Here is a 24,001-nt window from a genome sequence, read left to right as displayed (position 1 = left end):
CAGCAGCAAATCGGCGGAAGTTACCGTCGTTATCGCACGGCTGTTGACTCCACGACCCCATCTTGGGAGGCGTACGCCGGCACCTAGCGCCTGATGCGCCGCGCCGCCTGCCAGAGCCAGCCGGGCGGCGCCAACCGCAGCTCCTGTCGCAGTCGACCGGCCATCGCCTCCGGCCGTAGCGGACGCTGCGGCAGTTCGCCGGCACCGCGCTGCGCCACCAGTCCGTCGAGTTCGGCGGTCCAATCGTCAGCGGCGACGTCGTGGAAGTAGTTGGCCTCCAGCCAGGCCGGATCAGGTGCGGGGAACCAACCGGCGCGGATTTGGGCCAGGCTGGTGAAGAGCCCGGAGCCCTCGAAGACCGGGTTGATCAGATCGTCGCTGACGCCGAAGTCGTTGATGACCGCCACCGGTACGCCGGCGGTGATCGCCTCCAGCGCCGCCGTTGAGGACACCGTCACCATCGCCCCGGCCCGCCCCAGTGCCTGCTGCATGCTGCCCGCCCGGACCTCGATGCTGCCGCGCGGCACGGCGCCCTCCTGCTCCAGGGCTGCCAACAGCTGGGGATAGGGCCAGCGTTCATTGTGGGTCTGCCGCTCGCCGCCCAGCGCCCGCACCTTGAGCACGGCCCGCCACGGGTCGGACAGGTGTCCCAACGTGGCCAGCACTGCGCGGCGTTGCTCCGCCTTCGCTGGCACCAACGACTGGGCCGCGAACACCACCTCATCGCCCTCGACCCGTGGCGCCGGGCTCCCCACCTGCGGCAGGTGGCCCAGGCCGACCCGCAGCCCCTCGGCGAGCCGATGACCGCGAAACGCCTCGCGTTCCCGATGGCTGTTGACCACCAGCAGGTCGGTCTGGCTGCGCACCCAGACGGCGCGGTCGTTGGCCGGCAGGCTGATGCCCGGCAGCGCCGACACCAGCACCGGACGGTTGGCCAGAGACCGCAGCCGGCGCAGCAGCGGCATCATCGCCGGACCCGTGCAGCTGAGCAGCACCACGTCGGCCTCGGCGACCAGCTCGGTCCAGCGGCGTACGCCCACCGTGGCGACCGGCCGCGTTGTCAGGCCAGTGGTCTGGGCCGGACTGGGCTGAACCGGGTTGGCCACGACCGCCAGCTCGGTCTGCCAGTCGGCCGGCAGCTGAGCGAGCAGGTGATCGGCCAGTTTCAGGTAGGAATCGCTGTCGGCGACCGCCACCACCCGGGTCATGACTTCCTCCTGCGTCGGACCTCCGAGGGGGACCACCGCGGCGCCCGCCAGACCGACCTCTCGGTGGCCGACTCCGCCGACCGCAGCACCCGGTTGCCGACCACCGCACTGTCGGCCGAGCGGGCGCTCAGGGCCCGACGTCCGTAGTCGTCCGCGCCGTGATGGTCAGTGATCGCCCCGGTCTCGTCATCGTCATGGTGCGGCAGCTGGTGCCCGGCCGGGTACGCCGGCTGCGGCACCCCACCGGGCCCGGGCACGCTGGCGCGCAGGCCGGCCTTCTGGATCACCCGCTGGATGGTCAGGTCACGCTCATCTGGTCGACCAACGAACCGAATCAGCCGCAACCCCTGCGCTTGGGCGGCGGACTCGAAGACGAAGTGGCCATAGCCGAACATCCGCCCGGTGACGGTCTTGGTGACCGAGATGTCGAGGATCCGCGACATCGGCATGGTTGCGGTGTGTTGGGTGAGGATTCCGTGCACCCGGAACACTCGCATGTTGGTGATGACGAACCGGTCCATGTGCTGTTCCTGGATCTTCCACAGGCCCCAGAACAGCGGGATCGCGCCAAGGATGAGGCAGATCAGCCACGCTTGCGGCACCGGGATCATGGCCGCGAAGATCGGCAACGAGAGCAGCACCAGCGCCAACCCGGGCAGCGCGCTCACCCAGTGGCGGCGTACCTCGTCGATGATGACCTCGCCCTCATCGACCAACAGATGCCGGTCGACGCACGGGTCCAGGAAGGACTGCGCCATGGCGGGCTCTCAGGAGATGAGTTCGTTGAAGAAGGTTGCGAGCGATTCGAAGGCGCCGAAGAACGTACGAACGGCATTTGCCGCGTCCTCGGGGCGGGTGAACAGGAAGAACAACGCGAAGGCAACGACCAACACCAACAGCACACGCTTGACCCAGCTGACCATGCGGCCCCTCCTTTCTGACTCGACCGCTGTCATTCTTGCCCGTACCTCGGTCACATCGCGGCTGCGACACGCAGGCGACGGCAGACCGGCCACTGTCAACCCCTTCTTGCGGGTTGTCCCAGGGTTCCCGGATCGGGCCCGGGGCAAGTAGCCTGCCACCGTACCGAGAGGAGCAGACGGTGAGCAGCGACGGCACGTCCCGATCCACCCCTACCGAGGGCCGACCAACTGATGGTCGTCCCGGAACCACCCGGCCCCAGCCCGGCCGACCCCAGCAGGGTTCCGCCAACTTCCCCCACGCGATGTTCGGCTACGAACGGCAGGCGGTGGACGACTTCCTGGGTAATGTCAGCGACGAGCTGCGAGTCGCCCACCAGCGCATCGACCACCTGGAAAACCAGATTGCCTCGCTGGAGGCGGATCCGGTGCCTCCCACCTTCGAGGATCTCGGCGGGTACGCCACCAGCCTGCTGCGCAACGCGGAGGCGCAGGCCGCCGACATCGTCGCCGTGGCCGAGCGGGAGGCCGCCGGCATCACCGAAACGGCCCGTCGGGCTGCCGACGAGATCCGGCAGTCGGGTCGGCGCGAGGCCGAGGACATCAAGATGGCCGGCCTCGCCAGCCTGCGGGACCAGCGCACCGAGCTGGAGCGCCAGACCAGCGAGCAGATCGCCCGGGCTCGGGAGGAAGCGACCTCGCTGCTGACCGCCGCCCAGCGGCACGCCGAGTCGGTGGCCAGGGAAGGTGAGTTGCGAGCCAACCAGGCCGTCCAGGCCGCTCGCCTGGAAGCAGACCAGATGCGCCAGAGCGCGGAGCGCGATGTCGCGGCCATGAGGTTGGCCTCGGCCCAGGAACGCGAGGAACTGCTGAGCCGTCTCAGCACCGAGCACGAGGAGGCCAGCGCCCGCACCATCAGTCTGGCCAATGACTCCCGCCGTCACCATGCCGAGTCCGCGCAGCGCTTGGCCGAGGAGGCCGCCGAGGCCGCCCGGATCCGCCGCGACGCACTGCGGGACGCCGAGGACATCAAGGTCCGCGCCGCCCGCGAGACCGAGGAACACATCTCCCGGGCCCACGAACAGGCCAAGGCGTTGACCGAGCGCGCCGAACGCCGGTACGCCAGCCGGCGCGCCGAACTGCAGCGCGAGAGCATCGCGATGGAGCAGCGCCGCGACTCGGTCGCCGCCCAGCTGCAGCTGCTCGCCGGCCTGGCCCAGCAGACCGCGGCCGGGGTCACCGACGCCGAGCCGCTGCCCGAGACGCTGCTGGAACAGCTCGAGGATCTCCGCGACCAGCCGGTCGCCGCGGCCTCGGATCAGTCGACCAGTGCCGAACCCGCCGAGGAGGACACCAGGGTGCTGTCCCGCCTCACTGAGACCGACCAGGCCGGGCAGGACGCGCCCGACGAACTGACCGATACGGTGGTCGTCGAGACCGAGGACACCGACGACCGGGCAGGCGACACCGAGTCGGTGCCGGGCAGGGCCGCCACCGAGGAGTCCGCCACCGCCGAGCCAGCCGGAGCGGATGCGAGCGAGCCCGAGCCGGCCGGCGAGCAAGCAGTCGAAGATGAGTCAACCGAGGACGAGTCGGTCGAGGACGAGTCGGTCGAGGACGAGTCGGTCGAGGACGAGGCAGTCGCCCCGGTCACCAGCATCGAACCCGATCTGAGCGCAGCTGAGCTCGAGGACCAGAGCAGCGACACTGGCCCGCGCACCGAGGAACTCGCGTGACCGATCCGGCGACCCCGGACGCAGCGGAACCCAGTGGGGGCAAGGCGGGCCGTGGGCTGCTGTCCCGGCTCCGCCGCACGGCTCGCAATGTCGTCCAGCCACCGCAGCCTGCGCCAGTCTCGGCCGCGGCTCCACCGCCGTCGATGAGCGAGCCCAGCAACCGGCTGCTGCAGATGTCGCCCTTCGCATTCGGCTTCTTTGCCTGCGCGGGCGGCCTGCTGGCGATCGGGCTGGCCCAGGGGTTGCTCCAGATCAGCTCAATCGTGGTGACGATCATCCTGTCGCTGTTCCTGGCTCTGGGCATGAACCCGGCGGTGGAGTTCGTGACCAGGCGGGGTCTGCCCCGGCTGGTCGGCGTGCTGATGGTCTCGGTGGCCTTCCTCGCCATCGTGGCCGCCATCATCTGGTCGCTGATCCCGATCGTCGCCGACCAGGTCGACGCCCTGATCGTCAACGTGCCCGGCTACATCCAGAACCTGCAGTCCAACCCGGCCTTCGCCGAGCTCGAGGCGCGCTACGGGATCATCTCGATGGCCACCACCGCAGCAACCCAGAGTTTGCGACCCGATGTCCTGTTCGGTGGCCTCGTCGGCGCCGGCCGGATCCTGTTCGACACCGTCTTCAGCACGGTCATCACGATCGTGCTGACGCTGTACTTCCTCACCTCATTGCCGGCCATCAAGCAGCAGGCGTACCGGCTCTCCCCCGCCTCCAAGCGGCCCCGGGGTCGCTACCTGGCCGATCAGATGTTCGAACGGATCGGCAGCTACCTGAGCGGCATGTTCTTCGTGGCCAGCCTGTCGGGGGTCTGCTCGTTCATCTTTCTCAACTTCGTGGGCATGGGCGAGTACGCCCTGGCGCTGGCCTGCGTGGTGGCGGCGCTCGCCTTCATCCCGCTGATCGGCAACCCGGTCAGCATGATCATCGTGACCCTGGTTGCTCTCACCCAAGGCATCACCACCGGCATCTTCTGTCTGATCTACTTCCTGATCTACCAGCAGATCGAGGCGTACGGGATCATCCCCCGGGTGTTCCAGCGCTCGGTCAACGTGCCGGGTGCCGTGGTCGTCATCGCCGCTCTGGTGGGCGGCAGCCTGCTCGGCGTCATCGGCGCGGTACTGGCGATTCCCTCTGCTGCGGTGCTGTTGCTGCTCTATCGCGAGGTGCTGCTGCCCCGGCTGGACCACAGCTGAGCCCCGACGTCGAGGTCGGGCTCAGAAGAGTCGGTCCTCGCTGTCGTCCATGCCCCGCATGCCGTCATAGTCCAGGGTGACACAGGAGATGCCGCGATCCCCGGCCAGCACCTTGGCCTGCGGCTTGATCTGCTGGGCCGCGAACACGCCACGCACCTCACCCAACAGCGGATCCCGGTTGAGCAGCTCCAGATAGCGAGTGAGTTGCTCGACCCCGTCGATCTCGCCGCGCCGCTTCACCTCGATCGCGACATACCGGCCAGCCGCATCCCGGCACATCAGATCCACTGGTCCGATCGCAGTCGGATATTCCCGGCGCACCAGGGTCAGCCCCTCGGCCAGCACCTCCGGATGGTCGGCCAGCAGCTCCTGCAGGTGCGCCTCGACGCCGTCCTTCTGCAGTCCCGGATCGACACCCAGGTCGTGGCTACTGTCATGCAGCACCTCACTGATGGCGATCTGCAACTGGTCACCGTCGCGACCGGTGACCTGCCACAGCTGCTCGATCGGCACCCCGGCCACCACCGCCTCCACTCGCTCGGGGTCGTCAACGACCTCGAGGCTGCATGGCGGACTCATCCAGTTCAGCGGCTTGTACGCCCGGTCGTCGGCATGCACCGAGACCGAGCCGTCGGCCTTCACCAGGATCAGCCGGGTGGCCATCGGTAGATGGGCCGTCAGACGTCCGGTGTAGTCAACCTGACAACGAGCAATGACCAAGCGCACCCGCGTACAGTAGGGCGGGTGGTTCGCCGACGCAACAAGTACGCCCAACAGCCGCGACCACTGTCAACGCATTGGGCCGAAGGACGCAGCACATCGGAGTGGATCGTGCGAGCCAACGCCGGCAATGACAAGAGCTACACCTGCCCGGGCTGCCGCCGCCTGATCGAGCCCGGCGAGGCCCACCTGGTGGTCTGGCCGCGTCAGCCACAATGGGGCGAACCGGCCGGGGTACGGTCCCGCAAACACTGGCACGAAGGATGTTGGAGGACACCATGAGCGACCTGCTCCACACGCGTACGGTCGGCGACGACGACGCCGCCACGGTTGTGTTCCTGCACGGCCTGTTCGGCCAAGGACGCAACTGGAACGAGATCGCCAAGCAGCTGCCGAGCGGCTGGCGCGGCCTGATGATCGACCTGCCCAACCATGGGCTTTCGCCCTGGACCGAGGACTTCAGCTATCTCCAGATGGCCGACCAGACCGCCGAGACGATCCGGGCCAAGACCACCGGACCGGTCGTGGTGGTGGGCCATTCGATGGGCGGCAAGGTCGCCATGCAGTTGGCGCTGCGCCACCCCGACCTGGTCCGGGCGCTGGTCGTGGTCGACATCTCCCCCAGCTGCGCCACGTCCAGCTTCGACGTCTACGTTGAGGCCATGCGGAGCATCGACCTGACGGCGATCACCTCCCGCGGCGAGGCCGATCAGGCGATGGCGGAGCTGGTGCCGTCGGCGACCGTCCGTGGCTTCCTGCTGCAGAACCTGCGCCGGGAGGGCCAGGGATGGCGCTGGCAGCAGAATCTCGACCTGCTGGGCGGGTCCCTGGACCAGATCGGCGATTGGCCTGCCACCGACGGCAGCTACCCGGGTCCGGTGCTGTGGGTGGCCGGCGATCAGTCGGACTACATCACCGAGGCGGACCGGGAGCCGATGGAGGCACTGTTCCCAGCGGTCCGATTGACCACCATCAAGCAGGCCGGCCACTGGGTGCACTCGGAACAGCCGGCGATCTTCGTGCAGGTGTTGCGGGCCTTCCTCAGTGAAGTCTGAACCGGACTGCGCTCAACAACACCCGACGTTCGCTCCGCTCAACACACCCGACGTTCGCTCCGCTCAACACACCTGACGTTCGCTCCGCTCACCTGACGTTCGCTCCGCTCAACACACCTGACGTTCGCTCCGCTCAACCTGCGGTCACCGAAAGGATCTGCACCGGGTTGATCGGTCGGCCCTCGCCACCATCGCCCTCATGACCGGCGTAGATCATCCGGTACAGCGCCGCCACCGAGCCCTGGTCCATCTGGCCCAGCACCACGTAGTTGGGCGGCAGCGGAGAATCCTCGAAGACCAGGAAGAACTGGGAGCCATTGGTGTCGGGGCCACCATTGGCCATCGCCACAGTGCCGGCGGGGTAGGTCTCGTCACCGGTCAGCTCGTCATCGAACTCGTAGCCCGGTCCCCCGGTGCCAGTGCCGGTCGGGTCGCCGCACTGCAGGATGAAGATGCCTTCGTTGACGAGTCGGTGGCATTCGGTGTTGTCGTAGAAGCCCTGCTGGGCCAACGAGTCGAAGGAATTGACCGCGCACGGCGCGTGCTGCCGGTCCATGATGATGCTGAGGGTGCCCATGCTCATCTCGAGGGCCACCACCGACTGTCCGGTCATGCGTACGCCGCTGCTGGGCGGCGGATCCACCGGGCGAGCCGGCTCGCCGGCGGCGCGGTACTCACAGTCGATCTGAGCCTGTGGCTCCTCGACATTGGGGACCACCCCACATGCCGTCAGAGGAACCACGACCACCGTGGCAAATGCCACCAACATCCATCGCATGAAGCTGCCCACAGGACGAGTCTGCCACAGGTTGTCACCTGGTCCTGCCCGTCAGCAGCGACCTCCTATGCTCGACACATGATCGTGATCTCCCGAGTCTGGACCGGTGGCGGCGACACCGGCCACACCCACCTCGCTGACATGTCCCGGATCCCCAAGACGGATGCGCGTATCGCGGCCTGTGGCGACGCCGACGAGGTCAATTCGGTGCTCGGCACCGCCCTGGTCGAGGACCTTCCTGAGGTGGTCGGCGAGATCCTGGCGCAGGTCCAGAACGAGCTCTTCGACCTGGGTGCGGACCTCGCCACCCCGGTGGTGCCTGACCCGGCTCATCCGCCGCTGCGGATCGACCAGGCCGCCATCAGCCGCTTGGAAGCCTGGTGTGACGAGTTCAGCGAGGAATTGCCGACGCTGAGATCCTTCATCCTGCCCGGGGGCAACCGGGCCAGTGCTGCGCTGCACCACGCGCGTACGGTGGCTCGTCGCGCCGAGCGGACCGCATGGGCCGCGGTCGCCGCACACGGCGACAGCATGAACCCTCTGACAGTGACCTACCTGAATCGGCTTTCAGACCTGCTCTTCGTGCTGGCACGCAGCGTCGGTCAGAGTCACGGTGAGCGGCTGTGGGTGCCCGGCGCCGACCGTACGCCGCCCGATGCCCGGGCCCGACGCAACCGGGACCGCATCATCGCGAGCACGGCGAGCGGCGCGCAGGAACGCTCGGATCAGGACGATTCAGGCCGGCGCCACTCCGCGCCCGGTTCGGCGGGGCCGGCCGACAGCCGGTAGTCCCCCTCGCCGGGGGCAGCCGCCTCGAGCCAGCTCAGCAGTCCGGTCACGGCGGCGATCGGGACGGCCACCTGCCAGGACCGACCCAGACCGCGGGCTTCAGCTCCCGAACGCAGTTGCAGGGTGATGATCTGCTGGTCGTCATACAAGGCCGACGCCTCCATGACGGAGGGGCGTCGGCTGTCGCTGAGGATCACCTCCGTACGCCGCCAGGCGTGACGGGGCCGAAACGCCAGCGAGAACGCGCGATACCACTGGAGTTGCTCGCCGTAGTAGCGGCCCACTCCCAGCGCCCATGCGTCCTCGGCGCCGCCCACCTTCAGGGCGCATTCAAAACGGCCACTGAGGCCATTGAGCCACCGCAGCCGCACCCACCAAACCAGCAGCAACAAGGCGCCGGCAACGACGATGACAACCATGATCGCCAACGCCCAGTCACGCATGGCGCAAACCTACAGCTGCGCGAGCGACTCAGCCAGTCGCTCGCGCAGAATGGAAGCCAGTTGTGACCTCAGCTGCGGTCAGCGATCTTCAGCTGCCCCCGGGCGCGGTCCAACCGCTCCTTGGTGGCCAACGAATCGTCGCCGCCGGCAATGAGTTCCTGGGCTTCGGTGAAGTCGGCCTTGGCCTTGTCGAGGTCGACCTCCTCGCCCAGCTGCGCGAACTGGCTCAGGATCGAGACCTGGTTCTGCGCCACCGAGATGAAGCCGCCGTCGACTGCGATCACCTGTCGGGCGCCATCGCTGCCCGTGATGACCGCGGCGCCGGGCACCAGCACCGCCATGATCGGCTCGTGCCGCGGCAGGATGCCGATGTCACCCTCGACGGTGCGGGCGACGACCATCTGCGCGTCGCCGCTCCACACCGTACGGTCGGCCGAGACGACCTCCACATGCAGGAGATCAGCCATCTCAGCCTTCCTTCTGCATCTTGTCCCAGTTCTCCATCACCATGTCCATGCCACCGACATTGAAGAACGCCTGCTCGGGGATGTGGTCGACCTGACCGTCGCAGATCATCCGGAAGCCCTCAACGGTGTCAGCGATCGGCACGTTCGAGCCCACCACACCCGTGAACTTCTCGGCGGTGTAGGTGTTCTGGCTGAGGAACTGCTGGATGCGACGTGCCCGCGACACGACAATCTTGTCCTCTTCGGACAGCTCGTCGACGCCGAGGATCGCGATGATGTCCTGCAGTTCCTTGTTGCGCTGCAGGATCTGCTTGACCTCGACCGCAGTGTCGTAGTGCTCCTGGCTGATGTACTGCGGGTCCAGGATGCGCGAGGTCGAGGTGAGCGGATCCACGGCCGGGTAGAGGCCACGCGAGGCAATCTCACGGCTCAGCTCGGTGGTGGCGTCCAAGTGCGCGAAGGTGGTCGCCGGCGCCGGGTCGGTGTAGTCGTCGGCGGGCACGTAGATGGCCTGCATCGAGGTGATGGAGTGGCCGCGGGTGGAGGTGATCCGCTCCTGCAGCTGGCCCATCTCGTCGGCCAGGTTGGGCTGGTAACCCACGGCGGAGGGCATCCGGCCCAGCAGCGTGGAGACCTCGGAACCGGCCTGGGTGAAGCGGAAAATGTTGTCGATGAAGAGCAACACGTCCTGGCTCTGGACATCGCGGAAGTACTCCGCCATCGTCAGCGCCGACAGCGCCACCCGCAGACGGGTGCCCGGGGGCTCGTCCATCTGACCGAAGACCAAGGCGGTGTCCTTGAGCACGCCGGCCTCGTCCATCTCGAAGATCAGGTCGTTGCCCTCACGGGTGCGCTCACCCACACCTGCGAACACCGAGGTGCCGGAGTGGTTGTGGGCGATACGGAAGATCATCTCCTGGATGAGCACCGTCTTGCCGACGCCGGCGCCACCGAACAGGCCGATCTTGCCGCCCTTGACGTAGGGGGTCAGCAGGTCCAGCACCTTGATGCCGGTCTCCAGCATCTCGGTCTTGGACTCGAGGGCGTCGAAGGCGGGCGGATCGCGGTGGATCGGCCAGCGCTCAGTCACCTCGATGGTGCTCGGGTCGACGTTGAGGACCTCACCGGTCACGTTCCAGACGTGGCCCTTGGTGACGTCGCCCACCGGAACGCTGATCGGAGCGCCAGTGTCGCGCACCTCCTGGCCGCGACGAAGGCCGTCGGTCGGCTTCAGCGCAATGGCGCGGACCTGGTTGTCGCCCACATGCAGTTCGACCTCGAGGGTCATGCTGCGGGTGTCGTCACCGATCGTCACGTCGACGGTCAGGGCGTTCATGATGTTGGGCATCTGGTCGGCGGGGAACTCCACGTCGACGACGGGGCCGATCACTCGGGTGATACGCCCCACCCCGGGGTTACGGGAGCCGCTGGCGGCCTGGTCAGTCATGGTGGCACTCATGGATCACTCGCTTCCGGACTCGGCGAGCGCGCTTGCGCCGCCAACGATCTCAGTAATTTCCTGGGTGATGCCCGCCTGGCGGGCCTGGTTCGCTTCACGGGTGAGCTGCTGGATGATTTCCTCGGCGTTGTCCGTGGCGGCCTTCATGGCACGCTGACGGCTCGCCAGCTCGGAAGCGGCGGCCTGCAGCAGGCAGTAGTGGATGCGGCTGGCCACGTACAGCGGCAGCAGCTCGTCCAGCACCGTCTCGGCGTCAGGCTCGAAGGTGAACAGCGGCCGGTACTCCCCGCCCTGCTCAGTCCCCTCTGCATCGTCCTCGACGACCTCCAACGGAAGCAGCCGGAAGGCCTCGGGCCGCTGGTTGATCATCGAGACGAAGCGGGTGAAGACCACATGGATCTCATCGACGCCGCCCTCCTCAGTCTCCCGGCTGAAGGTGTCGAGCAGCTGAACCGCGATCGCGTACGCCTCCTCATAGCTCGGCGCCTCGGAGAAGCCGGTCCACGACTGCGCGATCTCGCGATTGCGGAAGTCGTAGTACGCCTTGCCCTTGCGTCCGGTCAGATAGAGGTCGATCTCCTTGTCCTCCTCCAGCAGATGCTGGCGGAGGCCCTCGGCCGTCTTGACCGCGTTGGCGGTGTAAGCACCGGCCTGACCACGATCAGAGGTGATCACCAGCATCGCCGCGCGACGTGGGTTCTCCACCTCGGTGGTCAGAGGATGGTCGATGTCGGTCGAGGACGCCACCTCGCTCACCGCTTTGGTGAGCTCGTTGGCGTACGGCGCTGCCGCCCGGGCCTGGCCCTGTGCCTTGATGATGCGCGAAGCCGCGATCAGCTCCATCGCCCGGGTGATCTTCTGGGTACTGGCGACGGAGCGGCGTCGACTGCGGAGTTCTCGCAGACTGGCTGCCACGATCAGCCCCGCTTCTTCGTCTTGATCTGCTCCTGGCCGACCTCGTCGTCCTCCAACGCGTCGGCCTGCTCGGCGCTGCCCAGCAGGGTGCCGTCGGAGGTCTTGAAGTGGGACTTGAAGTCCTCAATCTCGGACCGCAAGGCGTTCGCGATGTCATCGGACCACTGGTTGGTCTCGGCGAGCTCCTTGTAGGTGGCCGAGGAGTGCCGCAGCTGCTCCAACAGCTCCTGCTCGAAGCGGAGGATGTCGGCGACCGGGACGTTGTCCATCAGGCCGTCGCTGCCGGCCCACACCGAGATGACCTGCTCGGCCACCGGGTAGGGGCTGAACGCCGGCTGACGCAGCAGCTCAGTGAGGCGAGCGCCCCGCTCCAGCTGCCGACGTGAGGTGGGGTCGAGGTCGGAGGCGAACATCGCGAAGGCCTGCATGTCGCGATACTGCGCCAGCGAGATCTTGAGGGTGCCGGACACCTTCTTCATCGACTTCACCTGAGCGGCGCCGCCGACTCGCGACACCGACACACCGACATCGATGGCGGGCCGCTGGTTGGCGTTGAAGAGGTCGGACTGCAGGAAGATCTGGCCGTCGGTGATCGAGATCACGTTGGTCGGGATGTAGGCCGACACGTCATTGGCCTTGGTCTCGATGATCGGCAGACCGGTCATCGAGCCACCGCCCAGCTCGTCGGAGAGCTTGGCGCAACGCTCCAGCAACCGGGAGTGGAGGTAGAAGACGTCACCGGGGTACGCCTCGCGGCCCGGCGGACGACGCAGCAGCAGCGACATGGCGCGGTAGGCCTCGGCCTGCTTGGTGAGGTCGTCGAAGACGATCAGGACGTGCTTGCCCTCGTACATCCAGTGCTGACCGATGGCCGAGCCGGCGTACGGAGCGATGTACTTGAAGCCAGCCGGGTCGGAGGCGGGCGCATGCACGATGGTGGTGTACTCCATCGCGCCGGCCTTCTCCAGCGAGCCCTTGACCTCAGCGATCGTGGAGCCCTTCTGGCCGATCGCGACGTAGATGCAGCGGACCTGCTTGGTCGGGTCGCCCGACTCCCAGTTGGCCTTCTGGTTGATGATCGTGTCGATCGCGATGGCGGTCTTGCCGGTCTTGCGGTCGCCGATGATGAGCTGACGCTGACCACGACCGATCGGGGTCATCGCGTCGATCGCCTTGAGACCGGTCTGCATCGGCTCGCGGACCTCCTGGCGGTCCATCACCCCGGCAGCCTGCAGCTCGAGCGCACGGCGCCCAACCATGTTCTGCAGCTCGCCCAGACCATCAATCGGGTTGCCCATGGCGTCGACCACGCGACCCAGGTAGCCGTCGCCGACCGGGACCGAGAGGATCTCGCCGGTGCCGCGCACCTGGGAGCCCTCCTCGATGCCTTCGGAGTCGCCCAGCACGACGACGCCGATCTCGCGGCTGTCGAGGTTCAGTGCGATGCCCAGCTCACCGTTGGCGAACTGCAGCAGTTCGTTCGCCATGGCCGAGGGAAGGCCCTGCACCTGGGCGATGCCGTCGCCGGAGGTGACGACGGTGCCGACCTCCTCGCGGGAGGCAGCCTCGGGGGTGTAGTCGCTCACGAATTGATCCAGCGCTGCCCGGATCTCTTCCGGGCGAATGGTGAGTTCCGCCATCGTTGGTCCTGTCTGTGTGTTCAACGGTTGAGTTCTGGGAGGGCTGTCAGCTGAAACGCTGCCGCAGCTGGTGGATCCGGCCACCGACGGTGCCGTCGATGACCTCGTCACCGAGCTCGACCTTGATGCCGCCGACGACGCTGGGGTCGACGACGACATGCAGCACGATCGCCTGTCCGGTCTGCTTGATGAGGCCGGCGCGCAGCCGCGCCTCCTGGTCCTGGTCCAGCGGTCGCGCCACCGTGACGGTGGCGATCGACTGCTGTTGGGCAGCTGCCGAGAGCTCGAGATAGCGCTCGATCTGGTCCGGGTAGCCGCCGTGCTCCACACCGACAGCGCGGACCGCGAGGGCCACGGTTGCCGGATGCGTACGCCCGGTGAGCAGCCGTTCGACGATGCCGCGCCGACGATCCAGTGCAGCGCCGGGGTTGACCAGCGTCAGCTCCAGTTCGGGGTCACCGGCAACGACGCGACCAAATCGGAACAGTTCGTCCTCGACGGTTGCGAGCTGCCCTTCGGCCTGGGAAACACGGAACCAGGCACGAACACCCTGGCGTTCGATCGCCCGGGTGAGCCCCCGGTCGCTCCAGCGACCGGTGGCCGCCGTTGCCACCACCTCACGCGTGAGGTCGTCCACCTTGCCGCCGAACAGCGTCCGCGCCAGATCGGCACGGCGTTCGGCGACCGTGCTCGGGTCGGAGAGCGACCGTCGCAAGGCGGGCTGCGCCAACAGCGCGTCGGCAACCGCGAACAGTTCCCCGGCGACCGTGGCGGTCACCGGCAGCTGGTCGACTGCCTGGTCGAGCTGCTGATGCTGAGCGTCGGTGGTGGTCATGGCACTCATGCCTGCGTGGCTCCTTGGGATTCCAGGTCGGCCAGGAACCGGTCGACCGTGCGTCGTGCCCGCTCATCGTCGTCGAGCGTCTCGCCGACGATACGGCCGGCCAGGGTGGTGGCCATGCCACCGATCTCGTTGCGCAACGAGACGGCAGCCTGCTGCCGCTCGGCTTCGATCTGAGTCTGACCGCTGGCGATGATTCGGGCGTACTCCTGATTGGCCTGTTCACGCATCTCGCTGAGGATCTGGGCGCCTTGGTTCTTGGCTTCCTCGCGAATCCGAGCCGCCTCTTCACGGGCGTGGGAGAGCTGCTCGTTGTACTTCGCGAGCGCCTCCTCAGCCTCCTTCTGGGCGGTCTCAGCCTTCTCCAGGCCACCCTCGATTGCCTCGGTGCGCGCGGCGTACATCGCCTCGAACCGGGGAGCAACCACCTTGAGGATGACCACGAAGATGATGATGAACAGCACGATGCCGACGATGAACTCCGTCAGATCGTGAGGGAGGAGCGGCCCGAGCGGTCCGCCTTCCATAGGGATCATGGATCCGGGCCTCAGGCCGTCAGCGCGCCGGTCAGGACGAACGCCAGCGCGATACCGATGATGGCGAGAGCCTCGACCACGGCGAAGCCGATCCAGGCGGTGCCCATCATGGAGCCACGGGCCTCAGGGTTGCGGGCGGTGCCGTTGATGACCGAGGAGAAGATCCAGGCCACACCGATCGCGGGGCCCAGAGTCGCCAGGGCGTAGCCGATCATGTTGATCGAGCCACTGATTTCCATGGGGGTCATGGTTTTCCTTTCGGGAAGTGTCCGGTCGGACGCTTGAGGTGATCGGGCCGGGTTGCCCTCACACGACTGGTTGGGGGGTCAGTGATCCTCAGCTACTGCCGAGGCAACGTACTGCGCGGTCAAGACGGTGAAGATGTACGCCTGCAGGGTTCCGACGAGGAGCTCCAGGGCGAACACAGGGAAGCCGAACAGGATCGAGATACCACCGGCGAACCGGTTGAACGTGGTGTCGGCGTACTGGATCAGCCAGCCACCGCCGGCGACGAACACCAGGATCACCAGGTGGCCGGCGAACAGGTTGGCGAACAGACGCAGTGCCAGGGTGAGCGGCCGGACGATGAAGTTCGAGATGAGCTCCAGCGGCAGGATCAGTGGGATCAACCACCACGGCACCCCCGAGGGGATCAGGGCGATCTTGAAGTACTTGATGCCGTGGCGGGCCAGGCCTGCGCCGATGAACAGCAGATAGGACAGCAACGCCAAACCGTAGGCGAAGCCGATCTGGGAGAAGGTCGGCAACATGAACAGGAAGAACTGCCCGAACAAGTTGTTGACCAGCAGGAACGAGAACAGCGCCACCAAGTAAGGGGTGTACCGCCGGTACTCGGGCCCCAGCGCTTCGCGGCCGATGCCGTTGCGGACCATGTCATAGGCGAACTCGCCGATGAACTGCCGCTTGCTGGGGACGATCTTGGCCTTGTTCGAGACCCACAGCCAGAAGGCCAGGATGATGATGACCGAGATGATCGCCTGGGCGACGAAGTTGTTCAGCCAGAACAACCACGGAACATCAGGGAACAGCAGTCGCGGCTCGAAGCTGTGCACGCCCGGCGGCTCGTAGGTCTCGCCTGCCATGGGAACAAGGGGGCCCACTCATGACTCCTTTGGGCTTGAGTCGATCGACCGCTGGTCGCTCGAGGGGTGGTCATCGTGTCGGTAACGCCGGGCGATCAGGTAGATCGAGGCGACAAAGCCGACGATGATGCCGGCGGGGAGCAACAGTCCGGTGTCGAACAGGTACCGGTCTGCCAGCCAGCCGAGACCGCCATAGAACAGCGGCCCGGCGATGACATAGCCGAGGGCCGTGTAGCCCTCAGAATAGCCATTCCGCAGCACTGTCGGGAGATCCGTCGGCTTGCTGTCGGGGACTTTAGCAACCGGATCGGTGTTGGTCACATCGCTGCTCATCGGGCCACCTCCCCATCCTCGAGGTACTCGTCGTAGGCCGGAATCCGGAGCTGCCGGAAGGCCAGCACCTCGGTGGTCACCCAGCCGATCGCAGTCGCGACCGCGCCGAGCGCGACGGCGTACGGGGCGAGGATCTCCGAGCCGAGATTCTGGTAGGCGATGAAGGCAATCGCGAGGCCACCAACCCGGATCCCGTAGCCAGACAATCCGGCCACCATCTGGGTGCGCGGGTCGGCGTTCACGAAGAGGAGTTGGACCAGGTGACCGATGGTGAAGAACAGGACGGTCGTCGCCGCGGCCAGGCCGGCGCTGGCCAGCCCGTGGCCGCCCCAGATCACCATGCTCAGCCCGACGGCCATGATGCCCATCGCGTGGCCACCGATGAGTCCGGCCTTGAAGAGGGTGGTGAGACGTTCCCGCATGCCCCGGACCGGTCGCAGAGCCGCCCGAACACCGGCGTCGGTGTCGTGGGCTGCGCCGGGCAGGTCAATTGACATGGGGTTCCTGACGGGAGTCCGTGGCGTGTCCAAGCGTGCGTGCCGACTTCTCTCGGCACGCTTGTGAAAACTAGCACAAAGTCCCGCGGGCTGTCATCGCGATCACGGTTGCAGGTGCTCCTCGGCGGCTCGACGCCGGCCCGCCCGGCGCACCGTGATGATCGTCAGCGCCGCGATCACCACCAGCAGGACGCCGACGGTGATCCAGGTCTGGGTGAAGCCGATGGCGATCACGCCGAAGGAGATCACCGCGGTCCACACGTACATGAGGATCACGGCACGCCGGTGGCTGTGCCCCCGCTCGAGGAGTCGGTGGTGCAGGTGCTGCTTGTCGGGCATGAACCACAGCCCGCCCGACACGGTCCGCCTGACATAGGCCAGCACCAGATCGGCAAACGGCAACGCCAACACCGCCACCGGTAACACCAACGGCAGGTATGCAGGGATCAGGCCACCAGAGTCGGCCTGGAGTTGGCCCGGGTCGATCTGGCCGGTCAACGAGATGGTCGAGGTGGCCATCAGCAGCCCCAGCAGCATCGCGCCGGAATCCCCCATGAACATCCGGGCGGGGAAGAAGTTGTGCGGGAGGAAGCCCAGGCAGACCCCCACGATGGTGACGGTGATGAGGCTGGAGGTGGTGGCACGGACCAGTTCCTGCTCGACGGTGAGCATGTAGGCGTATCCGAAATACGCGGTGGCCCCGATCCCGACCACCCCAGCGGCCAGGCCATCCAGGCCGTCGGCGAAGTTGATCGCGTTCACGCACAGCACGATGAAGAAGACCGTGATGGCGATGGCGGCGGCATCATCCAAGGAATAGATCGAGTTGGGCAGCGGGATCCACAACATCTTGACGCCGTTGACCACCGCGACACCGGCGGCCAACACCTGACCGGCCAGTTTCGCCAGCGCGTTCAGGTCGAACATGTCATCAAGGACGCCGACGCCACAGATCACCGCCGCTGCCATGAGGATGCCGACGGCGTCATGGCGCACCAGTTCCTGTGAGCCAAGGAAGGGCTGCTGCAGCGCCACCAGGAAGGCCGCGCCGACGCCGAACAGCATCGCCAGTCCTCCCAAGTAGGGCATCGCGATGGTGTGGACGTCCCGGTCGCGCACCTGGGCCACCGCGCCGGTGCGCAGCGCCAGCTGGCGACACACCGAACACAGCAGAAAGGTGGTGGCCGCAGCCACCAACATCACCAGCAGGTACGCGCGCATGGATCAGTTGGGGCTGTACCCCGGCGGCGGAGCGACGGGTTCTGCCTCGGCCTCGGCCCCACTGTCGGTCGTGGTGTCAGTCGTGGCCTCGGCGTCGGTCGCCTCAGCCTCGGTCGTCGCGTCATCCGCGTCCGTCTCGTCCGCGGGCTCGGGCTCCGGTTCTGGAGCGAGTCCCATCGGATCCTTGAGGAAGGGGCAGGTCTCCTGCAGTTCGGCCAAGCTGTGCGGGCCCAGCCGGAGCAACTCGCCGTAGTGACCGGAGCTGAAGTTGACCATGGTCGAGGAGGGGCCGTCGGCGACCGGACCGGCGTCCAGGAAGTAGCTGACGTGGCCCTCGAGCTGCTCGACGGCTTCGGCGACCGAATGGGCCGGCGGCTGCTCGGTGCGGTTCGCGCTCGACACGGCCAGAGCACCGGTCCGCCGCAGCAGTGACCGGGTCAGATCGTGGTCGGGCACCCGCAACCCGATGGTGCCCTTGGTCTCCCCCAGCTCCATCCGCAGTCCGTCCTGGGCCTTGACCACCACGGTCATCGGGCCGGGCCAGTACTTGTCGACCAGCTTGCGGGCATAGCTGGGCACCTTGTCCCCCAACGCCTGCAGCATCGGGGCATCCGAGATCAGGACCGGCGGCGGCTTGTCACGGCCACGCCCCTTGGCCTCCAGCAGCGCGTTGACCGCCTTGCGGTTGAAGGCATCCGCGGCCACGCCATAGACGGTGTCGGTGGGGATCACCACGACGTGCCCCTCGGCCAACAGTTCCGCTGCCCGGGCGATGCCGCCCTCGGGATCGGTGACGGCGTCGATGATCTCGACGACCGGTTCGGGGTCCGGCTCCGGCTCGGCGTCGGCGTCGGCGACGTCAGCAGTCACCTCTGAGGCAGACTCCTCCGCAGTCTCCTCGGAGCCGCCCGGCTCTCCCTCGGCGTCGACGACAGGCTCGGTGGCCGACTCTGGCTGGGCCTGCTCGACCTCGGTCGTGACCTCACCCGCGGTGGGGCTGGTCGCGTCGAGGGGCTCGGCGTCGTGCTGTTCACTCACGCGGGCCATCCTAGGCGCACCGAGCCGCCTCCATCGGTCCGTGACCGGCGCGCCCGCCCTTCACCGAGCTCACGCGGTCGGTCGTGGGCCCTGCTCAGCTGCTGGCGCGGCGCCGCCGGGCGGTGACGAACCGCGGGCGACCGGTCAGGTCGAAGCGATCCTGGACCCGGTCGAAGGCCTCCGATGCCACAAAGATCGCCGGGGCGGACTCATGCTGCACCTCGGCATGTTCGGCTCCCAGCCAGCCGCCCGGTTTCAACAGTCGGGCCGCGACCGGCGCCAGCGCCCGCATCGCCTCGAGCCCGTCGTCCCCGGAGAACAGCGCCAGCTCCGGGTCGTGGTCGCGCACCTCCGCAGGTACGCCCTCCCAGGCCGTCAGCGGGATGTAGGGCGGATTGCACAGCACCAGATCCACGTGGCCGTCCAGGGACGGCCAGGCATCACGCAGGTCCGCCAGCTCCAGCTCGACTCGTTCGGACAGGTTGCGCCGGGCCAGGTCGTGGGCCTGCGGGCTGAGCTCGGTGGCGTACACCCGGGCGTCGGGCACCAGGTGCGCGACCGCAGCGGCGATCGCCCCCGAACCGGTGCACAGGTCAACCACCACCGGTGCGCGCAGTCCGGACAGCTGTTGCACTCCCCATGCCACCAACGACTCGGTCTCCGGGCGGGGCACGAAGACGTCGGGGCCGACCTCCAGCGACACCCCGCAGAAGTCAGTCGCACCGATGATCCGTTGCACCGGCAGCCCCGCTGCTCGCCGGTCGAGCAGGTCGGCGTACGCCTTTGCGATCTCGTCGGGCAGTTCAGTGCCGAGCGCCTGTTCCACGCCGAGCCGACCCAACGGGAGCTGCCAGGCGTGGGACAACAGCAGCCGAGCGTCGGCCTCGGGCGATGCCGCGTCGGTGAGTCGGCTGGCGCCGGCGGCCAATGCGGCGTCGATCGTGGTCATGTCAGGCGGTCCTCGATGAGTTTGGTGAAGTACGCATTCATGGCCGCCAAGCTGTCGAACTGCTGGGGCGTGTCACGCTCGGGTGAGATCGGGCTCGCAGGCGTCGCCGGCGATGCCGGGCTGGTCTGTTCGGCCGGTTCGGCCGGGGCAGCCGAGGGCTGGGCCAGGGCGGCCGTGACCGCCGCGCTGAGCTGCTCGCCCAGCTGCTGGGGACCCAGCTGCAGGGCCGAGTCCGTGAGTGAGATCCGTACACCGTCCTGGCTCACCTGCACGCAGATCGGCTCTGACTGCTGCGCCCTGGTCCGGCCCGTATCCTCGGCCGGCTCCGCACCGTCGTCGAAGGCGGCAAAGGCGTCCGCCAGTCGTCCGCTCATGCCCCTCCCGTCACCGCGCCGAAGCTCACCTCGATGGCCACCACACTCGAAGGATAGGGCGCGCGCCAAGGTCGCGACAGTGGCCAGCGGTGCGTTCGCCCTCAGCCGGTCGGACGCGCCAGTCGTGCGGCCAGGTCGGCCTGCTGCAGCGCCGCGACCAGGTCGGCCAGGTCGCCCCCCAGCACCTGGTCGAGATTGTGGGCCTTGAAACCGATCCGGTGGTCGGCGATCCGATTCTCGGGGAAGTTGTAGGTGCGGATCCGTTCACTGCGGTCCACCGTGCGCACCTGGCAGCGGCGGGCCTCGGCGGCCGCCGAAGCTGCCTCCTCCTCCGCGCGGGCGACCAGCTTGGCGCGCAGCATCCGCATGGCCTGCTCCTTGTTCTGCAGCTGGGAGCGCTCGTTCTGGCAGGACACGACGATGCCCGTCGGCAGATGGGTGATGCGCACCGCGGAGTCGGTGGTGTTGACGCCCTGTCCACCCGGACCGGAACTGCGATAGACATCGATGCGCAAGTCGTGGTCGGCGATCTCCACATCAGAGGCATCGACGTCGGGCATCGCCAGAACGCCGGCGGCCGACGTGTGGACCCGGCCCTGCGACTCGGTGACGGGCACCCGCTGCACCCGGTGTACGCCCGCCTCAAACTTCAGGACGCCGTAGGGCATCGGCGCCGGTTCAGCGTCCGGGCTCGGGGATCCGCTACCGGCCTTGACCGCCAGGGTGACCGACTTGTACCCACCCAGGTCGGTCTGCTGGCTGTCGAGCATCTCGACACTCCAGCCGACCGTCTCGGCATAGCGGGTGTACATCCGTAGCAGGTCGCCGGCGAACAGGGCCGACTCCTCGCCGCCCTCGCCGGACTTGATCTCCAGCAGACAGTCGGCCGAGTCGTGTGGGTCGCGTGGCGCCAACAGGGCCGCCAGCTTCTCGCTCGAGACCCGCAGTTGGGCCTCCAGTTCGGCCGTCTCGGCAGCAAAGCCGGGATCCTCGTCGGCCAGTTCGGCGGCCGCCTGGTGATCGTCGAGGAGTTGTTCGTGGCGATCCAGCTGTCGCACCACCGGGGTCAACTCGGCGTAACGGCGCCCCACCCGTCGGGACTTGTGAGCATCGGCATGGGTGGCCGGGTCAGCGAGCTCAGCCTCGAGGGCGGCATACTCCTCCCGCAGCGGCGCCGCGGCGGCGATGTCGACCTCGACACCGTCGTGCTCACTCATGGACACCTCCGAGGGCTGCGGACACGCAAGCGCCGGGCCCTGACCGGGCCCGGCGCTTGGCGTACCTGATTGGGGTCAGGCTCAGTTCTTCTGGTAGCGACGCTGGAAGCGGGCCACGCGACCACCGGTGTCAAGAATCTTCTGCTTGCCGGTGTAGAACGGGTGGCACGCCGAGCACACCTCGGCGCGAATGACGCCGTCCTTCGAAGTGCTCTTGGTCGTGAAGGAGTTGCCACAGGTGCAGGTCACCTGGGTCTCCACGTACTCGGGATGGATGTCAGCCTTCATGATGCTCCTTGTTCGGGGGTACGCCGGGTCGTCCGTGACGAGACCTCATCGCGAGATCCGCACCCACATCGCAGCGTGAACTGCTGCGAGCTGCATAGACGTGAACCGGCACCGACGCCCTATTATTCCCGCGCCGGACCCGGATGCCAAATCCGGGGCCGACGCCGGGATCAGTCGCCGTCGCCGGGACGATTCGGCGTGGTCTTCTGGATCTGGATGAGGAATTCGGAGTTGTTCTGAGCCTTGCGCATCCGCGACAGCAGCATCTCCAACGCCTGCTGGTTCTCCAGGCCCGACAACACGCGCCGCAGCTTCCAGATGATGTGCAACTCGTCGCGGCCCAGCAGCAACTCCTCGCGCCGGGTGCCGGACTGGTCGACGTCGATGGCGGGGAAGATCCGCTTGTCGGCCAGCTCACGGCGCAGCCGCAGCTCCATGTTGCCGGTGCCCTTGAACTCCTCGAAGATGACGTCGTCCATCTTGGAGCCGGTCTCGATCAGCGCGGTCGCCAGGATCGTCAGCGAGCCGCCGTTCTCGATGTTGCGGGCCGCACCGAAGAACTTCTTCGGCGGATACAACGCCGCCGAGTCGACACCGCCGGACAGGATCCGTCCAGACGCAGGGGCGGCCAGGTTGTAGGCCCGCCCCAGTCGGGTGATGCCGTCCAGCAGCACCACCACGTCGTGACCCATCTCGACCAGACGCTTGGCGCGCTCGATGGCGAGCTCAGCGACGATGGTGTGGTCCGAGGCCGGCCGGTCGAAGGTGGAGGCGATCACCTCGCCCTGCACGGTGCGCTGGAAGTCGGTGACCTCCTCGGGCCGCTCGTCCACCAGGACCACCATCAGGTGCACCTCGGGGTTGTTGACGGTGATCGCATTGGCGATCGCCTGCATCACGAAGGTCTTGCCCGCCTTGGGCGGCGAGACGATCAGGCCACGCTGCCCCTTGCCGACCGGGGCGACCAGGTCGATGATGCGACCGGTCATCTGGTTGGGCGTGGTCTCCAGCCGCAGCGTCTCCTGCGGATAGAGCGGGGTCAGCTTGCCGAATTCGGGGCGGTCCAGTGCCGCCTCGGGGGCGCCGTTGTTGACGGTGTCGACCCGGACCAGCGGGCTCAGCTTCTCGCGCCGCTCCCCGTCCCGAGCCTGACGCAGCTGGCCGGTGATGACGTCACCCTTGCGCAGCCCGTACTTGCGGACCATCTGCAAGGACAGGTACGCGTCGTTGGGTCCGGGCAGGTAGCCCGAGGTCCGCACACAGGCGTAGTTGTCGAGCACGTCGAGGATGCCGGCCACCGGCACCAGGACGTCGTCATCGGACACGGTGGGCTCGGCCTCGAGCCGCTCGTTGCTGCGGCCGCCGCGCCGGTTGCGGTCGCGTTGCCGCCGGCGACGGCCACGACGACTGTCGTCCCGGTCGTTGTTGCGGTCATTCCCACGGTCGTTGCCGCGGTCATGCGAACGGTTGTCGTTGGTGCTCGTGGTGCCTCCGTTGTCGGCATGGTCCTGGTCGTTGCGGGACTGCTCGCCCTGGTGGGAGCCACGCAGCTCGGCCAGTCGGGCCGCGATCGAGTCGCTGCCCTCGTCGCCGCCGGAGGACTCCTGACGCGAGCCCCCGTCGGGACGGCTGGGCTGGTCATCGGTACGCCGCCGGCGCCGACGCTGGTCCTGGTCGCCCGAGCGTCGCGCCTGGTCCTCACCGTTCAGGTCGAGGCTGGGCTGCTCGGCGCCGGAGCGGTCCTCCGTGCGCGCTTCATCGGTGCGGGGGCGACGGGTCCGGGACTCAGTGCCCTGATTCCCACTGCCCTGATTCCCAGCGCCCTGATTCTCGGAGCGCTGACCTTCGGAGCGGCTCTCGGAGCCCGCCTGGTCGTTGGTGCTGGCTGGTCCGGCCGGCCGCTCGGCGCGCCGGGTCCGCGGTGCCGTCTGGGCCCCCGCATCGGCGGTCGGCTGGTGGCTCGGGCTTGCCGCGGGCGCGTTGTTGGCGCTCGCCTGGTCGGCCTGTCGGGCGCGGATCGCCGAGATCAGATCGGCCTTGCGCATGCCCGTGAGTCCTCGCAGACCGATCGAGCCCGCCAACTGTCGAAGCTCCGGAAGCAGCATTGCTTCCAGACCCTTCTTCTGTGCCGACCGACCCTCGGTCCCACCGTTCGTGGTGTCTGTCACGTGTGTCCTTCCCAACGGGAATCCTCATCCTCGGTCACGGTGTCCCGCACTCGGGACCACCGGTCCTTCCTGGCGGCTCCCCGGCGTACTCACGCGGAGATGCTGCGGACCAG

At 67.6% G+C, this 24,001-nt stretch carries 27 protein-coding genes; 4 read left to right on the top strand and 23 right to left on the bottom strand.

Going from position 1 to position 24,001, the window contains the following annotated elements; translation table 11 throughout:
• Positions 1–83: 83 nt before the first annotated feature.
• Genes CGZ91_RS05680 through CGZ91_RS14240 form a run of 3 tightly spaced genes read right to left on the bottom strand, consistent with a single transcriptional unit; the run spans position 84 to position 2,131 of the window.
• Complete coding sequence (locus CGZ91_RS05680; protein WP_094453323.1) at positions 84–1,208, bottom strand: DUF6716 putative glycosyltransferase; 1,125 nt, start codon at positions 1,206–1,208, stop codon at positions 84–86.
• Positions 1,205–1,966 (bottom strand): PH domain-containing protein, encoded by a 762-nt coding sequence (locus CGZ91_RS05675; protein ID WP_094453321.1) that lies wholly within the window; start codon positions 1,964–1,966, stop codon positions 1,205–1,207. The genes CGZ91_RS05680 and CGZ91_RS05675 overlap by 4 nt, the downstream gene beginning before the upstream one ends.
• Positions 1,967–1,975: 9 nt before the next feature.
• Positions 1,976–2,131, bottom strand: a complete 156-nt coding sequence (locus CGZ91_RS14240) for a hypothetical protein (RefSeq protein ID WP_179229068.1) — start codon at positions 2,129–2,131, stop codon at positions 1,976–1,978.
• Between the two features lie 179 nt (positions 2,132–2,310).
• On the opposite strand from CGZ91_RS14240, the gene CGZ91_RS05670 reads away from it, so the two are divergent.
• Complete coding sequence (locus CGZ91_RS05670) at positions 2,311–3,864, top strand: DivIVA domain-containing protein (RefSeq protein ID WP_144276802.1); 1,554 nt, start codon at positions 2,311–2,313, stop codon at positions 3,862–3,864.
• 143 nt (positions 3,865–4,007) lie between these two features.
• Positions 4,008–5,057: an AI-2E family transporter gene (locus CGZ91_RS05665; RefSeq protein WP_144276801.1), complete on the top strand. Its 1,050-nt coding sequence runs from the start codon at positions 4,008–4,010 to the stop codon at positions 5,055–5,057.
• A gap of 21 nt (positions 5,058–5,078) precedes the next feature.
• Here the strand turns inward: CGZ91_RS05665 and nucS are convergent, their stop codons facing one another.
• Complete coding sequence (gene nucS / locus CGZ91_RS05660) at positions 5,079–5,783, bottom strand: endonuclease NucS (protein ID WP_094453315.1); 705 nt, start codon at positions 5,781–5,783, stop codon at positions 5,079–5,081.
• A 272-nt stretch (positions 5,784–6,055) separates the two neighbouring features.
• Here nucS and CGZ91_RS05650 point away from each other — a divergent pair, with 272 nt between their 5' ends.
• Positions 6,056–6,832 carry an alpha/beta fold hydrolase gene (locus tag CGZ91_RS05650; protein WP_094453313.1) on the top strand — a complete coding sequence of 259 codons (777 nt, stop codon included), beginning with the start codon at positions 6,056–6,058 and terminating at the stop codon, positions 6,830–6,832.
• A gap of 133 nt (positions 6,833–6,965) precedes the next feature.
• On the opposite strand, the gene CGZ91_RS05645 is transcribed toward CGZ91_RS05650, so the two are convergent.
• Positions 6,966–7,622 (bottom strand): peptidylprolyl isomerase, encoded by a 657-nt coding sequence (locus CGZ91_RS05645; protein ID WP_229116453.1) that lies wholly within the window; start codon positions 7,620–7,622, stop codon positions 6,966–6,968.
• 66 nt (positions 7,623–7,688) lie between these two features.
• Between CGZ91_RS05645 and CGZ91_RS05640 the strand changes: the two genes are divergently transcribed.
• Complete coding sequence (locus CGZ91_RS05640) at positions 7,689–8,399, top strand: cob(I)yrinic acid a,c-diamide adenosyltransferase (RefSeq protein ID WP_094453311.1); 711 nt, start codon at positions 7,689–7,691, stop codon at positions 8,397–8,399.
• On the opposite strand, the gene CGZ91_RS05635 is transcribed toward CGZ91_RS05640, so the two are convergent.
• The 18 genes from CGZ91_RS05635 to rho all read right to left on the bottom strand — a co-directional run bounded on the left by CGZ91_RS05635 (position 8,336) and on the right by rho (position 23,888).
• On the bottom strand, positions 8,336–8,842 hold the full coding sequence (locus tag CGZ91_RS05635) for a DUF2550 family protein (RefSeq protein WP_094453309.1): 507 nt from the start codon (positions 8,840–8,842) through the stop codon (positions 8,336–8,338). The two genes, CGZ91_RS05640 and CGZ91_RS05635, sit on opposite strands and share 64 nt — an antisense overlap.
• A gap of 68 nt (positions 8,843–8,910) precedes the next feature.
• Positions 8,911–9,309 (bottom strand): F0F1 ATP synthase subunit epsilon, encoded by a 399-nt coding sequence (locus CGZ91_RS05630; RefSeq protein ID WP_094453307.1) that lies wholly within the window; start codon positions 9,307–9,309, stop codon positions 8,911–8,913.
• A gap of 1 nt (position 9,310) precedes the next feature.
• Positions 9,311–10,756, bottom strand: coding sequence for a F0F1 ATP synthase subunit beta (gene atpD / locus CGZ91_RS05625; protein ID WP_229116452.1), 1,446 nt, complete (start codon positions 10,754–10,756; stop codon positions 9,311–9,313).
• 15 nt (positions 10,757–10,771) lie between these two features.
• A complete protein-coding gene (locus CGZ91_RS05620; protein ID WP_094453305.1) occupies positions 10,772–11,683 on the bottom strand; it encodes a F0F1 ATP synthase subunit gamma in 912 nt (303 codons plus the stop codon).
• Between the two features lie 2 nt (positions 11,684–11,685).
• Positions 11,686–13,323: a F0F1 ATP synthase subunit alpha gene (gene atpA, locus CGZ91_RS05615; RefSeq protein ID WP_094451168.1), complete on the bottom strand. Its 1,638-nt coding sequence runs from the start codon at positions 13,321–13,323 to the stop codon at positions 11,686–11,688.
• A 46-nt stretch (positions 13,324–13,369) separates the two neighbouring features.
• Positions 13,370–14,167: a F0F1 ATP synthase subunit delta gene (locus tag CGZ91_RS05610; RefSeq protein WP_094453303.1), complete on the bottom strand. Its 798-nt coding sequence runs from the start codon at positions 14,165–14,167 to the stop codon at positions 13,370–13,372.
• Positions 14,164–14,691 carry a F0F1 ATP synthase subunit B gene (locus CGZ91_RS05605; RefSeq protein WP_407670848.1) on the bottom strand — a complete coding sequence of 176 codons (528 nt, stop codon included), beginning with the start codon at positions 14,689–14,691 and terminating at the stop codon, positions 14,164–14,166. The genes CGZ91_RS05610 and CGZ91_RS05605 overlap by 4 nt, the downstream gene beginning before the upstream one ends.
• Positions 14,692–14,711: 20 nt before the next feature.
• Complete coding sequence (gene atpE, locus CGZ91_RS05600) at positions 14,712–14,948, bottom strand: ATP synthase F0 subunit C (RefSeq protein WP_094451171.1); 237 nt, start codon at positions 14,946–14,948, stop codon at positions 14,712–14,714.
• A 78-nt stretch (positions 14,949–15,026) separates the two neighbouring features.
• Positions 15,027–15,821: a F0F1 ATP synthase subunit A gene (atpB, locus tag CGZ91_RS05595; protein WP_229116451.1), complete on the bottom strand. Its 795-nt coding sequence runs from the start codon at positions 15,819–15,821 to the stop codon at positions 15,027–15,029.
• Complete coding sequence (locus CGZ91_RS05590; RefSeq protein ID WP_094453301.1) at positions 15,822–16,136, bottom strand: AtpZ/AtpI family protein; 315 nt, start codon at positions 16,134–16,136, stop codon at positions 15,822–15,824.
• A complete protein-coding gene (locus tag CGZ91_RS05585) occupies positions 16,133–16,633 on the bottom strand; it encodes a hypothetical protein (RefSeq protein WP_094453299.1) in 501 nt (166 codons plus the stop codon). The genes CGZ91_RS05590 and CGZ91_RS05585 overlap by 4 nt, the downstream gene beginning before the upstream one ends.
• 102 nt (positions 16,634–16,735) lie before the next feature.
• Positions 16,736–17,854 carry an MraY family glycosyltransferase gene (locus tag CGZ91_RS05580; RefSeq protein WP_094453297.1) on the bottom strand — a complete coding sequence of 373 codons (1,119 nt, stop codon included), beginning with the start codon at positions 17,852–17,854 and terminating at the stop codon, positions 16,736–16,738.
• Positions 17,855–17,857: 3 nt separating this feature from the next.
• Entirely contained in the window at positions 17,858–18,892 is a 1,035-nt protein-coding gene (locus tag CGZ91_RS05575; RefSeq protein WP_179229237.1) for an L-threonylcarbamoyladenylate synthase, read from the bottom strand.
• Between the two features lie 94 nt (positions 18,893–18,986).
• The gene (prmC, locus tag CGZ91_RS05570) at positions 18,987–19,841 is read right to left on the bottom strand and encodes a peptide chain release factor N(5)-glutamine methyltransferase (protein WP_094453293.1); all 855 of its coding nucleotides are present in this window, start codon (positions 19,839–19,841) and stop codon (positions 18,987–18,989) included.
• The gene (locus CGZ91_RS05565; protein ID WP_094453291.1) at positions 19,838–20,215 is read right to left on the bottom strand and encodes a hypothetical protein; all 378 of its coding nucleotides are present in this window, start codon (positions 20,213–20,215) and stop codon (positions 19,838–19,840) included. The genes prmC and CGZ91_RS05565 overlap by 4 nt, the downstream gene beginning before the upstream one ends.
• A gap of 101 nt (positions 20,216–20,316) precedes the next feature.
• A complete protein-coding gene (gene prfA, locus CGZ91_RS05560) occupies positions 20,317–21,432 on the bottom strand; it encodes a peptide chain release factor 1 (protein WP_094453289.1) in 1,116 nt (371 codons plus the stop codon).
• Positions 21,433–21,513: 81 nt separating this feature from the next.
• Positions 21,514–21,720 (bottom strand): 50S ribosomal protein L31, encoded by a 207-nt coding sequence (gene rpmE / locus CGZ91_RS05555; protein WP_094451180.1) that lies wholly within the window; start codon positions 21,718–21,720, stop codon positions 21,514–21,516.
• 170 nt (positions 21,721–21,890) lie between these two features.
• Positions 21,891–23,888, bottom strand: coding sequence for a transcription termination factor Rho (rho, locus tag CGZ91_RS05550; protein ID WP_179229236.1), 1,998 nt, complete (start codon positions 23,886–23,888; stop codon positions 21,891–21,893).
• Positions 23,889–24,001 lie beyond the last annotated feature (113 nt).

The sequence above is a fragment of the Parenemella sanctibonifatiensis genome (assembly GCF_002250565.1).
GTDB classification, from domain to species: Bacteria; Actinomycetota; Actinomycetes; order Propionibacteriales; family Propionibacteriaceae; genus Parenemella; species Parenemella sanctibonifatiensis.
Note: the sequence above shows the minus strand (reverse complement) of the source record. Positions and strands in the feature narration are given on the sequence as shown.